This window comes from Siminovitchia thermophila (assembly GCF_016909185.1).
In the GTDB taxonomy this organism is placed as follows: Bacteria; Bacillota; Bacilli; order Bacillales; family Bacillaceae_C; genus Siminovitchia; species Siminovitchia thermophila.
The window spans coordinates 1-13,723 of record NZ_JAFBFH010000017.1 but is presented as its reverse complement, the minus strand read 5'-3'; the positions used below and the strand labels follow the sequence as shown (position 1 = coordinate 13,723).

Sequence of the window (13,723 nt, the reverse complement as noted above, 5' to 3'; positions counted from 1 at the left end):
CATGATCGAATTGGCGGGAATTTCAAAGACATTTAAAGGCAAGCAAGGCTCTATTCACGCATTAAAGAATGTGTCACTTTCAGTGAAAAAGGGTGAAATATACGGTGTCATTGGATACAGCGGCGCAGGAAAAAGCACGCTCATCCGTTGCGTCAATTTATTGGAAAAACCGGATACGGGTTCTGTAAAAGTAAAAGGGATCGATTTAACAAAGCTGTCTACCAAAAAACTTCGCGAAGCCCGCAGTAACATCGGAATGATTTTTCAAGGCTTTAATTTGTTAAAGACGGCTACTGTTTATGAAAATATCGCCCTGCCGCTGAAACTTGCCGGATTCAGCAAAAAGGAAGTGGAAGAGCGGGTCAAGAAATATATAAAAATCGTTGGACTCGACGAAAAGCATCATGCCTACCCGGCCGAACTGTCCGGCGGGCAAAAACAACGGGTAGCCATTGCCCGTGCGTTGGCTTTCGAGCCCGAAGTCCTTTTAAGTGACGAAGCGACAAGCGCATTGGACCCTGATACAACGGAGGCCATTCTGGAATTGCTGTTAAAAATCAATAAAGAGCTCGGCATCACGATTTTGTTGATTACGCATGAAATGAACGTCATCCAACGAATTTGCGACCGTGTGGCCGTCATGGAAAAAGGGGAAGTAATCGAGGAAGGAAAAACGAAAGACCTCTTTACTTCACCGCAACATCCGACGACGAAGCGGTTTGTCAGCAATCTGTTTACACATAAAATACCAAACGACATGCTGGAAAAATTAAATGAAAGCGGCCAAGTCGTTACTCTCTCTTTCTTCGGGGAATCAAGCGGCGAACCAGCGTTGGCCACTGTTACAAAGAAGTTTGATATATATCCAAACATTCTATCAGGCAGCATTACACATTTAAAAGAAGATACCTTTGGCCAGCTTGTCGTTCATATGAAAGGTGATCCGGCCGAAATTCATAAAGCCATTCGGTATTTGGAACAAGATCAGGTTCATGTGGAAGGTGTGAAGATTAGTGACGAAAATAAACGAGTTTCTTGACAACTGGGGCGCTGATATTTGGGAAGCCATCATCCAAACCTTCCAAATGGTCGGAATCTCTTTAGGAATATCCATTTTAATTGGCTTGCCTTTGGGAATCATGCTTGTTTTGACCCGTCCGGGAAAAGCTCTCGGCAATAAATTTGTTTTTGGTGTTTTAAACGTATTGATTAATATTATCCGTTCAGTTCCATTTATTATTTTGTTGTTCTTTATTTTGCCTTTTACAAAATTCATTGTCGGAGTAACGATTGGTGTAAAAGGGGTGATCGTGCCGCTCGTTATTTATACAGCGCCCTATATCGCCCGCTTAATGGAAACCGCCCTCTTAGAGGTGGACCGCGGAGTGATTGAAGCATACGAAGCGATGGGGATGAAAACAAGGCATATCGTATGGCACGTGCTTGTAAGGGAGTCCCGCTCATCCATCATTCTTGGTTTAACCATTGCCACCATCTCCTTAATCGGAGCAACGGCCATGGCGGGACTTGTCGGCGGCGGCGGTCTTGGCGACCTTGCTTACCGCTACGGACACCTCCGTTACGAAGTCGATGTGATGTATGTAACAGTCATCTTGCTCATCATCCTTGTGCAAGGGCTACAGTCGCTTGGCAACCGCTTGGCAGCCAAATTGAAAAAAGACTAATCAACCATCAAAAAAAGAAAAGAGGAATGGCAATATGAAAAAGTGGCTCTTATCCAGTTTACTCCTCATACTGATCGCCGCCCTTACAGCTTGCGGAGGCGGCGACAAAGAAAACGCGGGAGATAAAGACGAAAAAGCGAAAGACCTGCTCAGTGACGGAAAGCTGACTGTAGGTGTCACCGCAGGTGAACATGAGGAAATCATGGAAAAAGTAAAAGAACTGGCCGCAGATAAAGACCTGGAAATTGATATAAAAACTTTTTCCGACTATCTCATTGTGAACGAAGCACTGGCACAAGGAGATCTTGATCTGAACGTATTCCAACATGAACCTTATATGAACAAACAAAAAGAAGATCGCAACTACGATATCGTCAACGTCGGAAATACGATTACGACCCCGATGGGTGTATATTCCAATAAAGTGAAAGATCTCGGCGAACTGAAAAAAGGCGCAAAGCTGGGATTGCCCAGCGACCCGACCAATGGCGGCCGCTCCCTCCTATTATTTGAAAAAGCCGGACTGATCAAACTGAAGAAAGGCGCTGGCGATACACCATCCGTCAAGGACATTGAAGAAAACAAAAAGGATTATGAATTTGTAGAATTGGAAGCCGCGCAAATTCCACACCAATTGGATGATTTGGATGCGGCGGCCATCAATTCCAACTACGCGATTGAAAGTGGACTCGTTCCAACAGAAGACGCCATCTTTATGGAAGAAAAAGATTCCCCGTGGGTGAATATTGTTGCCGCCAGAGCGGAAAGTAAAGATGACCCTGCGATTAAGCAATTTTTGGAAGTATACCAGTCAGAAGAAGTCAAACAATTTATTGATGAAACATATAAGGGTGCCGTTATTCCCGGATGGTAATTGGGAAGGTACCGAACTAACCGGAAAGGCGGATGTAGCACAAATAGGGCTGCCCCCGCCTTTTTGCCATGTTGATAGAGAATAGATCACCAAATACGACGAAAATTGACTTACCTAACTTCTATGTTACGATAGGCTTAATATGTACTTTTTATAAAAGGGTGGGAAGAGAATGCCGCAAATAGTACCAACGGGAAAGCCTATTTATTCATTTAGCAAAGAACACGAACCCGTTATAAAGGTGGACTCGGGAACCAGGTTGGTAGTTGAAGCTTACGACTGCTTTGAAAATCAAATCCAGTCCGATCATACAACGATGAACAGTATTGATTGGAACCGAATTAATCCCGCAACTGGCCCCATTTACGTAGAATCGGCCAAGCCGGGAGATGTATTGGCTGTAACGATTCACAGTATTGAAATTGGGGAAAGTGGCGTGCTTGCTACTGGACCAAATTTGGGTGTCATGGGCCATCGAATCGATGAATTTACCGTGAAAATCACTCCAATCGAAGACAACTATGCCATTTTTAATGAAAAAGTGAAAATCCCGCTTAATAAAATGATTGGTGTGATAGGTGTTGCTCCTGAGGACGATGCCGTGCCTTGCGGCACACCGGGAAGCCATGGCGGAAACCTGGATACACTTCTCATTGCAGAGGGAGCGACCATCTATTTCCCTATTTTTCACGAAGGGGCTTTGTTTGGCCTGGGAGATATGCATGCAGCAATGGGAGACGGAGAAATTGGTGTATCCGGTATCGAAGTTCCGGGAAAAGCGGATATAACCTTACAAGTATTCAAAGGAAAAAGCTTGAAGCACCCCGTGGTTAAAAATTCAGATGGTCTGAGTCAATTAGTATCAGCCAAGACATTGGACGAAGCCGCCAAAACGGCCGTGGAAGAAATGGTCGATCTGCTCCTTCCCCATACAGACCTTGAACTGAGCGAAATGACGATGCTATTAAGCGCGATTGGACATACTCAAATCTCGCAGATTGTTGACCCTTTGTTAACGGCTAGGTTCTTTGTACCCCAATGGTTTTTAGATACGTATAACATAAAGATATTTGGTTAAAAATCCCGTATAGAAAAACAAAGGAGTTGTCCATTAAGTCGATTTTTTCGGCCATTGGGCGCTTCTTTTTTTATTTAAAAACGTTGTGAAGGACCTCGCCTGTATCCTTTTTAAACAGTGGCGATTGGACATGTGTGTGGCAGCATACCAAGAAATTAGACGAGACACTGATTGTTCCTGAAGCAAAGTAGATGTTCATCATTACATTTTGCTAAAATCGGTAACCTGTTTTGTTTTTTTTGGCAGAGTTAAAGGTTTTAACCGGACTTTATCCGGACGTCGTTAAGCGTATAGAAAAAGATGAGGCCTCATAGTTTTTTGGTTAATTTGTTAATAGCAAATTGAAAAGCAAAAAAAGGAATGCGAGTATTGGTGCTGAATGGATCATTGATGAAAAAAGCATAACCAAATGTGATAGCTGTAACGATAAATAAAAGAACGTGCCATAATTGGTTTTTTTGAAGGTGGTTGATATTTAGCAAAGTTAAATATCGAGTTTACAAACCATAAATATGAATTTGCAATGAGGAGTTCAGAAAATATATTGGAAAATAATGGGAATTCCTATAACTCCTGTACATCTGAACGAGTCTCCCGTTGTACTTTCCTTCAACATCTTCCACTGGTTGAATGATATTTCCGACATCTGTCCGAAAGCTTGTAATGATCATATGGCGACCTTGCCGTTCGGGTATTTAGTCAGAAACGGATTTTTTCCCCAGTGAATGCACGGCAGACACTTTCAAACCACTTCTTTCCAAACAGGAAGTGGCCATGGCGAAAACATGATCCACTTCCTTGCATGTAAGTTGGACGATGCGACATTATGAAAAAGTTGAAAACCCTACAGTGGGAAACCTCTTTTTTTCTATTTCTCCCCGATTCATGATGTCCAAACGAGAGCTGGAGGCTGTTCAACTTTTTTCTATAGATCAAGGTCCTTTGTTACATGATCCATTTTCTCTTTTATGCTGTCCGCGGTATCAAAAATTTCACGATGCTTTTCTTGTCTGACGGAGTCTGCATATTCCTTAACGGTTTTCGTCCGTTCATCTATTGCATCTGAAATAGCTAGTTTGGTATCCAGATCCATTATGTCTTCATCCGATAGTTCGTTTAAAGCTGTTTTCATTCGATCATGCTCCCTGTTCAGTGAAGTGAGGTAATCTCCCTGTAATCCCCTGAGCTCACTAGCCATTCTGACAGACGAAACGTTAGTACTATGGGAATTTTGGCTAAACCAGTATCGCCACCCTGTTTTTCCCATGCTTTCCTTCCAGCTTTTCGTAACCTCTTCATCCAATTCCTGTTTGTTATTAACCGATGTATACTTTCCGCCTCCGGCATTGGCCACCTCTTTCAACTGGCGATCAGCTTCGTCGTCCACATCAAATCCGATAATATTCATTTGCAGGTCTGTTAGTGAATGCTTGGCAGCCTTTGCTGCTTGAACAGGATCCCCATCACATGTTTCAATACCATCACTAACAACATAAATAAATGTTTTTGCCTCCTCACTGCTCGTTTCTTTTAGCTCCTTTTCCGCTTTCTGTATGGCTGACGCAAGCGGCGTCCAACCACTCGCATCAAATTGATCTAACGCAGCGGAGAATGCTTTTTGATCGTATGCTTTCAAAGGATACACGGTTTCGATGCTTTCACATGACAGCTTTTTGTCCTGATCGGACCCTGTCCCTTTATGACCGAAGACAGATAAGGAGATGTTCACATTCTCCGGCAAGCTTTCTGAAAATTGTTCGATGCTTGACTTTGCCAATGCCATTTTTATACCACCTGGAACTTCCGCCTTCATGCTTCCACTGGCATCTATCAAAACAGCTATATTCACTTCATCCGGCTGTTCGTTTAATTCTTCTTCACTGACATCCTGAACGAGTCTTCCGTCGGGTAGTTTTAGTTCGTGATACTTTACTTCCATATCTCTCACTGGCTGAATGACATTTCCGACATCCGTACGGAGACTTGTAATAATTGATGTTGCCCACTGCTTGGCATCCCAATCCTTCGTATCTTTGTTTTTTATTTCTTCCAGGTATTCAGCTACAGCTTCTTCTTCTGCTTTTTCATACTCTTCTTGATCAGCAAACTCTTTTTTTCCGATATATTTTTCGAACAAGTGTCCAGCCGGTTCTTTCTCGATTTCTTCTCCAATCAGGCTGTACGTTTCTTTTTCTTCTGTAGTCTTTTGTGTTTTTGATGTACCAGTATTTTCTTTAGGTTGGCCACTTTTTGTTTCGTCCTGCTGACAGCCAAGCAAGGCCACGCAGACAAGTAGCAAAATCAGCCAAGGCTTCTTCAACATTTTTCACTTCCTAATTTGATATTAATGCTATAAGTTTAGTATAGTTTTTTTTGAAAAAATTAAAAACGTCCTTTTTGCCTAACACTAAAATACTATTAGAAGCCAGGTTAAATTCTTTCACAAATAGCTTTATTTGGGCGGGTGTTGGCAGAAAAAGAATGGCGTTTTCTAAAAACAACATGACCTCCCTCACCTATTCGTCAAGTTTGTTTGCCCGTCATTGGCGCATAATCTATGTTATGCGAAACTTAAGTGTTTTTGTCCTTGACGCAGTCCAGGCCATTATCCTTAAGCAGTCGCTCAAAAAATGATATTGAATCTGTCTCTACCCGGAAACCTGTCAAACTATCATACGAAACGTGATATACTGGCTAAATAAGTCAAATTCTTGCAGAAGTGTAGCCACTTATTTTAAGCTTGATAGGAAATCTGGCCAGTTGGAACTGGTAGTGCCGATGATGCCTTACTGTTCGGTTGACCCATACTATTTGCCCTTCTGAATACAGGGGTAATTGATGAACCTTGAGCGTTGCCCGCTTTTCCCCGGCCGTCTTTTTTTGGTCCGCCATCCGGACGTCAGAAGGCGGCCACTTCCACTGAAAAAGAAACAAAGGAGGGAAAGAACTTGAAAGAAAAGAAAGACTTGCGATATCTTTGTTATCCTTATATGCGTGAATCTGCTTCCACCGTGGATTTCGAAATCAGAACAGATTCATTGACAACACGGATTGGACAAGCGGCTTCGCTTACAAAAGAGATACCGGTTGTTCACGAAGATTTAATGTATTTGCTTCCGATGGTTTACCATTTAAATGGTTCTGTCCGTGGAAAAATGGCCATTACCGAAGAGGATGTAAACCGTCTAAGCAAGATGTACGACTTTTATGTGGCAGAAGTAAAAGATCGAATTGACCGTTTTGTCCTTCCACAAGGCACAACAGCGGCTTGTGTGCTTCATGTTTGCCGCAGTGAAGCGAAGAAATCTGTCCGTGCCCTACATAAAGTCAGTTTGGAAAAAGAAGTGCCAAAACGGCTCTTTGACTACACTCATCTTTTGGCCAATGTCTTATTTGTAATGGCAGTTTATGTGAATAAAATAAATGGCGTTGAAGAGATTCCTTTTATAAGCAAATCTTACCCTGTAAAACGGATGAAGAAATCGGAGGAATAATGTGATGAAACAGGCAAAATTACTTGGCTGGCTATCTGCTATTATTCTCGCTTTTTTTCTGAGTGCATGCCAGAATGCCGATAACAAAGGAAATAAATCAGCGGAAGCCGACCAACCCTACACCGTGACAGATGATACAGGAAAAGAAGTGACGTTTGAAAAAGCTCCGAAAACAGTTGTTTCTTTAGAACCAAGCAACACCGAGATCTTATTCGCGCTCGATTCCGGAGATAAAGTCATCGGCGCGACTGATCTTGACCAATATCCGGAGGAAGCAAAAGAAATTGAACGTGTTTCAGACTCTGTCCATATAAACACGGAAAAAATAATTGACTTAGATCCGGGTGTTGTATTTGCCCCTACAACAGCTGACGAAGGTGCGTTAAAGACGCTGGAAGATGCAGAAATTCCCGTTTTTGTAATCCAATCGCCCTCTTCTTTTGAAGATGTATTTGGTGATATAGAACAAATTTCCGAAGTAATGAATGTGAAAGAAAAAGGAGAAACATTGATCAAAGATATACAATCCCAAATAGCGGAGGTAGAAAAGAAAGTCAAAACAATTGAAAATCCGAAAACAGTCTATGTAGAAATGATTCCCGCTCCCGAAATGTATACAGTTGGAAAAAATACACTTCAGGATATGATTTTACAAAAAGCAGGTGTGAAAAATACATTTGGCGACCAAGTAGGCTTAATAAATGTGACGGCTGAAGAAGTGGCCAAGCAAAACCCGGAAATAATCGTGACAACGGGGCTGCATGAAAATCCGATCAAAGAAATCCAAGAGCGCAAAGGTTGGGAAAACATCAACGCCATTCAAAACGACGAAGTATATCTAGTGGATAATGACCTAATGGGCCGTTCAGGACCAAGAATCGGTGAAGCTGTTGAGTTGGTTGCAAAAACCGCTTATCCCGAGCTTTTTCAATAATGTATAACAGCTGGTGTAAAATGTCAGTGTGTCGCGACTTTTTATCCCGCATGTAAGGTGCCGTAAGACTAAGACCTGATTTGATACAAAAGGTCTAAGTGGGAGAAAACGGCGCCTAGCGGAATGAAAAACAGCAAAAGTTCAATTGAACTACCACATCGAGGTTGAACGAATGTATTATTCCGTTCCATATGATTACGTACATGAACAAATCGATGTTCGACTAACCACCGATCTAATTAAAGTTTACTTGTAGCTAAGTATTTCTTTCACAAATATTTACCGGAAGAAGTGATGATGAAAATAGTAGATAGGTTACTAACTACTTGTGTATGGGACGAGGAAGAGGATTTAGATTTTGATGAACTTGTCCGTTGGGCAATTGAGATTATAGACGAGCAATTAGCAGATAAACAATTTAGATAGAATCAGCAGCCATTGAAATTAGGATAAAACCTTTTCAATGGCTGTCCCCCCTTTTTCTATATAGCCAGTGGCTCTCTCCTCTGCATTCACTGGCTCTATTGACCGCAAACAGTGGCTCAAAACTCCGCACAGCCGGCTCATTCTGTTCGCAGTATCCAAATTGACAATCATTTATCACAGAATTTCGGCAAGGTAAGACTGCCAATTGACTTTCGCGCATATCCTTATTCCTCTATCACTCCATTCCGGTATTCCACAGTTCGATTGATATGCGCTACGTGTCACCCTTCTCCCCTCGAGCGTCCGCTAAAACAAAAAATAGAACAGGCTACCAACTGCACAAGAAGGTAACCTGTTCTATGGTGTTTTGCTGTCCCATAATTAACTGTGAACTCACACCACACGCTCAAGACAGCCATTTGTAATTTTTGTTGCAATTTGATAAGGGTTATTTTCAAAACTAATCAGCACTCTTATTCAAGACCGACCTTGATTCCAATATTTATTCATCAAATATTGAAAAACATATGCCAAGAGTACAGCTCCAACAAACCATAATACAGATTTTTAAAAAAGTGACATGAGAATAATGACACTAAATATACTGTTTATTCTAATTCACCAAGAGATTCATTGGTTGCATTTATCGTTTCAACTACTGCATTAAAATCCTCTTACTCGAATTTCTCCAGCAACTCTTTGTTTTCTAGGGGGGTCTAAAAAGTTCAAATTAAAGAAAAATACACCCATAATAAAAACCCATGAATGCGGATTTTACAGCATTTGTGGATTTTACTTTATTTAGTCTCCGTGCGGAAAAACTACTTTTCGGACAGCCCCATTACTCTTTTTACCGTTATGATTTATTAATCATAAAGGCCAGATCCCAGTTTGATATCGGCTTTTGGTATATGGAAAGGAGTGTCAGCAATATCCCCGCCACGCCCTCCAGCATCCCCATATTGGCTATTTTCTTCTCGGCATTATCACTAAAATTGTGATCATAATATCCTAATGGGGCATTCTGGTCATACATATCCACGATCATGGAAAGGAGTTTGTCCCGTTCTATTCTTAATGCTTCATTTCCGCTGTCCTCATACATAAGATGGGTAAGTCTCAAAAGTCCTGAAAGTCCATGACAAAATGTAGGGGAGAAGATATTCCATTTCTTCAACGGTTTAGAAAAAGTAGCAAGATAGGCATCTAAAGCAATCGCCTTCAAAGCATTCCGATTAAGAGCCTCACCTGCAAGCCACAATGCCCTTGCTGCGCCTGGAGATCCATAGCACCATGCGTCCCTATGGTAGTCTTCCGCGTTTGAACGATCTTTATAAACCTCTTCTTCCCAGCTGATTATAGAAGGTAACCTAACACCATATTGATCCTTCCGGGAATGAGATCTCAGCCAATCGCTAATTTTATGCATTGCCTCTTTTTGACCCGAAATTTGAATTCCTTCCTTTAAACATATCGACATGGCCGCTAGGACACCCGCTATTCCATGGGACATGCCGCAGTTGAATTCTCCCATTGGGCTAGACTCCGGAGATAATTGTCTGGGTAAAATATACCAGCCGGGAACCGTTACCCCAAGTACTGTTTTATCTTCACAAAATGAAACTATATAAGCCAGAACTTTCCCGAGGGCTGTCTTCGCCCATTCTTCCTCTTTATAAAGTAATAAGATTCCTATTGTACTGCACCACCCCTCGATTACATCATAATCCGACATTTCGAGGTCGTTTTTGGCCATCGTTTTTTCCAATTCCGCAGGGTAAGTTTCACAGAAAAATTGAATTAATTGATTGATGAAACCCTTGTATCTACTTCCGCCTTTAGAAAGCGCATGTACCCCCATCAGGATTCCAGACAGGCCGCTCCACATGGAGAGAGAATGAATCCCATGCCTTTCGATTTCTTTTTTTATCCCAAGCACATAGTCATGGCCAACAAGATCCCAGCCGGAATCTTGCCTGAACTTGTCCATTTCTCCCATAGCCACACATATGGCCGGATATCCATGAGAGAGACTTAGAGGCTCCCATGGATAATGTTTCACACCATGATGGAGGATAAAGTTTTCTTTATCCTGGATGGCCGCACTTACAGCTTCCTTATCCTTTAATTTCATAGCCAATTCAATGGCAATGTCTTCTACCTTTCTCCTTAAAATCTCGCTCTTATGTAATTCCGTCTGCACCATAGGTCCATCCCCCTTTATAAGCTCTGCAGATGCACTTCTTCTCTCACAATTGCATTCACTTGAGTATCATACAAATCTTTATAGAGCCCATTTAAACTTATCAGTTCCTCATGTGAGCCCATTTCGATGATCTCGCCATTGTCAAAAACAATAATTTTGTCAGCAAATTTAACAGAGGAAAAACGGTGAGAAATAAATAATCCGATCTTATCTTCTACTAAGTCCTGAAATCTGGAAAATATATCCGCTTCAGCTTCCGGATCTAAAAAGGAACTCGGCTCATCGAGGATATACACGTCAGCTTCCCGCATAAATGCTCTAGCAATCGCAATCCGCTGCCACTGTCCCCCTGATAGCTGCTCGCCTTCTTCAAACCATCTCCCGAGCTGGCTGTCTAGTCCCCTGTTCAGCTTATTTACAAGAGGCAATACACCAGACCTCTCGGCTGCATTCAGGATACTTTCATCTTCCAACATCCTCTGAAGATTTCCAAATCCAATATTTTTTCTTGCAGACATTTCGTAGTGAACAAAGTCCTGGAACACAGCCCCCATCCTTTGGCGAATATCTGATTTTCTATATTTCCTGACGTCTTGATTGTTAATCAAGACCTCTCCTTCATAAGAGCTGTAAAGCTGGGTCAGAATTTTTACCATCGTTGACTTTCCCGAACCGTTTTTCCCAACGACTGCAACAGTTTCTCCTTTTTTCAGCGTGAAACTAATATGCTTTAATGTCAAATTTGCAGTATTTGGATAAACAAATGAGACATTTCTGAATTCCAAACTTTCTATTTCGCCCAGTTCTTCTGCACTCGAGTCATCATCTTCTTCCTTCACTTCTAAATCCAAAAAGGCAAACAGCTGCTTCATATATAAGCTGTTTTGGCATAATGATAAGATTCCTTGAACAACTCCTTGAGAGTTTCCCTGTGTCATTGTAACCGCCTGAATCATTCCGACGAGATTGCCAATCATGATTTCCTTATTAAACGCAGCAAATGCGATCATGAAAATAATGATGGCAGAGACAATTTCATTTAAAAATTGAAATCGGATAGACATAAAAGAACGTTTCTTGGCAATTACCTTATCTTCTTCAAAGAAGCCAGAGAATATCCGCTTATACTGCTCAATCAAATAGGAGCCCAATTTAAACAATTTCACTTCTTTAAAGCTATTGTCTTTTGTCAGCAAAAACGACAAATACCAGGATTCTCTGGTTTTAGGGGCTCTTCTGAAATGAATTTCAAACTCTTCTTGACCTAATTTCAAAAAAGAAATAAAGGAAACGAGTGGGAAGACGATCAATAAGCAGGCAACCCACCATTTCCAGATAATCAGAATCGCAGCAACAGAAAATAGGGTTACAGCCTGGCTGATTAAGGAAAGTATCTGGGAAAAAATCTGATACGGTCGATAAGATGCCTCCGACTGGGCGCGCTTTAGCTTATCCTGGACATCTGCGTCTTCGAATGATTCCAATGGGAGGTCATTTGATTTGCTCATGATCGTTTCATTTAAGCGATAGCCTATGAGACTTTCATAAAGCCTTTCGACATACCCTTTCATGACACTCACCAATTCATTCAAAATAGTTGCCCCTGCAAGCAGAGCAAAGCTGAAAAAAACATCTGAGAAGGCACCGCTGTTCTGCGAATTGACAATACTGTTAATAAACCCCTGCGTGGCAATAATCAAAAAGGCAGGAATCAGCCCCTGCAAAAGAGAGCAGCCAATAATAAGAATAAAGTAGGCTTTGTTGATCTCCCAGAGAAGCTTGAATAATCGGGGCCAATAAGAAAATGAACTTAAAATACTTTTAAAACTGAAATTAGAAGAATAGTATTTTAACTCATCCATTGTTTCTGCTTCTCCTTCTGGTACCTTAAATTGTACAAAGTGTGTCTCGCGAGTGTGATAATCTTCGTCTCCCTCGTCCGATCTACTCCGATTAACCGGTTAATGTGCATATGAATGACGCTGCCGATCAGGTCGTCAATATGGTTGGTTAGCAGACCTTGCTGATTCGCCTCCTTTACACTATCTGCATACCGCCCCAACGTTTCTCTTCTAATATTCAATAATGAGGAGATTGTTTGTCCATTTTCATCCATCTGTAAACTAGACCAATTGTCATTGGTATTGCCATATCGCAGTAGTTGGGGTTTCAACTGTTTAAATTCCTCTTTATAATCCTTATAATTCACACTTTCATTGAGCCAGTCCAGCTGTTCCCTGAAGCTGAACGAAAATGCTTCCAGGATATCAATAATACTAATAGCCCCAAACAGCTCTTCACTAATGTCAAAGCGTTGAAATCTTCTAAGGCCCAGATACTGTGCTACAACCTCGCTGTCTTTTGAGAAGAATGCTTCAGCATTACCGATAAGCTTTGGACCCCCATATCTCTCGATTTCAGGGTCATATGTATCAATGACCATCCGATTCAATAAACCATCTTCTTTCATCGTATTAGCCCATTTATAGATGGATGGAAATCCTTGAGTTACTAAAAGGTCCGGATCCCCTTTTAACCGGATTCGGATATGTGGGACTTCGTCTATATATCGGATGAAGAATGCCTGTTCAGCCCAGCCATTTTCTTTTGCTTCCTCAGACAATTTACAGAATCCATTATATAGAAACTCCTCGACACGCTGACTCATGCCATACAGCTTGATATAAAGCCATTCACTTCCCGGAAATTTTAGTCGTTGTTCATCCGGTATAAATTCCTTCTTTATCTGCATTTTATTTTTATGAAGGATGTTCTCGTTTGTTACATGGGTGTTTTTGATCAGCGGGAAAACAAATTCGGCAAAAAATGAATCCCCGTTCTTATTTTTCACAAATAGTTCGGCCGGATCTTTCATTCCCGTTTCGTTTATCCTGATGGTTTGTCCTTTACTAAGCCGCTTAAAGTCATATTTATAAATGCTACTCTAAGAATGTACAAAGTTGATTGTTTAATAATGTACAGCTTCGACCAATAACCGCATAATATTCTTGAGGTGAATATTATGT

12 protein-coding genes are annotated in these 13,723 nt (G+C 41.4%); 7 read left to right on the top strand and 5 right to left on the bottom strand.

Features of this window, described 5'->3' with window-relative positions; genetic code table 11:
• Position 1: 1 nt before the first annotated feature.
• From JOC94_RS12590 to JOC94_RS12575, 4 genes are all read left to right on the top strand, one after another.
• Positions 2–1,039, top strand: a complete 1,038-nt coding sequence (locus tag JOC94_RS12590; RefSeq protein WP_205179469.1) for a methionine ABC transporter ATP-binding protein — start codon at positions 2–4, stop codon at positions 1,037–1,039.
• Positions 1,014–1,685, top strand: coding sequence for a methionine ABC transporter permease (locus tag JOC94_RS12585; RefSeq protein ID WP_408021921.1), 672 nt, complete (start codon positions 1,014–1,016; stop codon positions 1,683–1,685). Before JOC94_RS12590 ends, JOC94_RS12585 begins: the two co-directional genes overlap by 26 nt.
• Positions 1,686–1,719: 34 nt before the next feature.
• Positions 1,720–2,559, top strand: coding sequence for a MetQ/NlpA family ABC transporter substrate-binding protein (locus JOC94_RS12580; protein WP_205179468.1), 840 nt, complete (start codon positions 1,720–1,722; stop codon positions 2,557–2,559).
• A 172-nt stretch (positions 2,560–2,731) separates the two neighbouring features.
• Positions 2,732–3,637 (top strand): acetamidase/formamidase family protein, encoded by a 906-nt coding sequence (locus JOC94_RS12575; protein WP_205179467.1) that lies wholly within the window; start codon positions 2,732–2,734, stop codon positions 3,635–3,637.
• 925 nt (positions 3,638–4,562) lie between these two features.
• Here the strand turns inward: JOC94_RS12575 and JOC94_RS12570 are convergent.
• The gene (locus JOC94_RS12570) at positions 4,563–5,960 is read right to left on the bottom strand and encodes a vWA domain-containing protein (protein WP_205179466.1); all 1,398 of its coding nucleotides are present in this window, start codon (positions 5,958–5,960) and stop codon (positions 4,563–4,565) included.
• A gap of 10 nt (positions 5,961–5,970) precedes the next feature.
• A complete protein-coding gene (locus JOC94_RS12565) occupies positions 5,971–6,141 on the bottom strand; it encodes a hypothetical protein (RefSeq protein WP_205179465.1) in 171 nt (56 codons plus the stop codon).
• Between the two features lie 486 nt (positions 6,142–6,627).
• Between JOC94_RS12565 and JOC94_RS12560 the strand changes: the two genes are divergently transcribed.
• The 3 genes from JOC94_RS12560 to JOC94_RS23550 all read left to right on the top strand — a co-directional run bounded on the left by JOC94_RS12560 (position 6,628) and on the right by JOC94_RS23550 (position 8,321).
• On the top strand, positions 6,628–7,131 hold the full coding sequence (locus tag JOC94_RS12560; RefSeq protein ID WP_205179525.1) for a hypothetical protein: 504 nt from the start codon (positions 6,628–6,630) through the stop codon (positions 7,129–7,131).
• Between the two features lie 4 nt (positions 7,132–7,135).
• Positions 7,136–8,065 carry an ABC transporter substrate-binding protein gene (locus tag JOC94_RS12555; protein ID WP_077114512.1) on the top strand — a complete coding sequence of 310 codons (930 nt, stop codon included), beginning with the start codon at positions 7,136–7,138 and terminating at the stop codon, positions 8,063–8,065.
• A 172-nt stretch (positions 8,066–8,237) separates the two neighbouring features.
• A complete protein-coding gene (locus tag JOC94_RS23550) occupies positions 8,238–8,321 on the top strand; it encodes a hypothetical protein (RefSeq protein WP_408021922.1) in 84 nt (27 codons plus the stop codon).
• Positions 8,322–9,347: 1,026 nt separating this feature from the next.
• On the opposite strand, the gene JOC94_RS12550 is transcribed toward JOC94_RS23550, so the two are convergent.
• Genes JOC94_RS12550 through JOC94_RS12540 form a run of 3 tightly spaced genes read right to left on the bottom strand, consistent with a single transcriptional unit; the run spans position 9,348 to position 13,572 of the window.
• Complete coding sequence (locus JOC94_RS12550) at positions 9,348–10,697, bottom strand: lanthionine synthetase C family protein (RefSeq protein WP_077114506.1); 1,350 nt, start codon at positions 10,695–10,697, stop codon at positions 9,348–9,350.
• A gap of 14 nt (positions 10,698–10,711) precedes the next feature.
• Complete coding sequence (locus JOC94_RS12545) at positions 10,712–12,559, bottom strand: ABC transporter ATP-binding protein (protein ID WP_077114508.1); 1,848 nt, start codon at positions 12,557–12,559, stop codon at positions 10,712–10,714.
• Positions 12,547–13,572, bottom strand: a complete 1,026-nt coding sequence (locus JOC94_RS12540; protein ID WP_077114510.1) for a thiopeptide-type bacteriocin biosynthesis protein — start codon at positions 13,570–13,572, stop codon at positions 12,547–12,549. The genes JOC94_RS12545 and JOC94_RS12540 overlap by 13 nt, the downstream gene beginning before the upstream one ends.
• Positions 13,573–13,723: the final 151 nt, after the last annotated feature.

Bases quoted from the DNA above. Each gene is read 5' to 3' on its own strand.
- JOC94_RS12565 (WP_205179465.1), bottom strand. From the start codon at position 6,141: ATGTTGTTTTTAGAAAACGCCATTCTTTTTCTGCCAACACCCGCCCAA.
- JOC94_RS12590 (WP_205179469.1), top strand. From the start codon at position 2: ATGATCGAATTGGCGGGAATTTCAAAGACATTTAAAGGCAAGCAAGGC.
- JOC94_RS12580 (WP_205179468.1), top strand. From the start codon at position 1,720: ATGAAAAAGTGGCTCTTATCCAGTTTACTCCTCATACTGATCGCCGCC.
- JOC94_RS12550 (WP_077114506.1), bottom strand. From the start codon at position 10,697: ATGGTGCAGACGGAATTACATAAGAGCGAGATTTTAAGGAGAAAGGTA.
- JOC94_RS23550 (WP_408021922.1), top strand. From the start codon at position 8,238: ATGTATTATTCCGTTCCATATGATTACGTACATGAACAAATCGATGTT.
- JOC94_RS12560 (WP_205179525.1), top strand. From the start codon at position 6,628: ATGCGTGAATCTGCTTCCACCGTGGATTTCGAAATCAGAACAGATTCA.
- JOC94_RS12540 (WP_077114510.1), bottom strand. From the start codon at position 13,572: ATGAAAGATCCGGCCGAACTATTTGTGAAAAATAAGAACGGGGATTCA.
- JOC94_RS12575 (WP_205179467.1), top strand. From the start codon at position 2,732: ATGCCGCAAATAGTACCAACGGGAAAGCCTATTTATTCATTTAGCAAA.
- JOC94_RS12570 (WP_205179466.1), bottom strand. From the start codon at position 5,960: ATGTTGAAGAAGCCTTGGCTGATTTTGCTACTTGTCTGCGTGGCCTTG.
- JOC94_RS12545 (WP_077114508.1), bottom strand. From the start codon at position 12,559: ATGGATGAGTTAAAATACTATTCTTCTAATTTCAGTTTTAAAAGTATT.
- JOC94_RS12555 (WP_077114512.1), top strand. From the start codon at position 7,136: ATGAAACAGGCAAAATTACTTGGCTGGCTATCTGCTATTATTCTCGCT.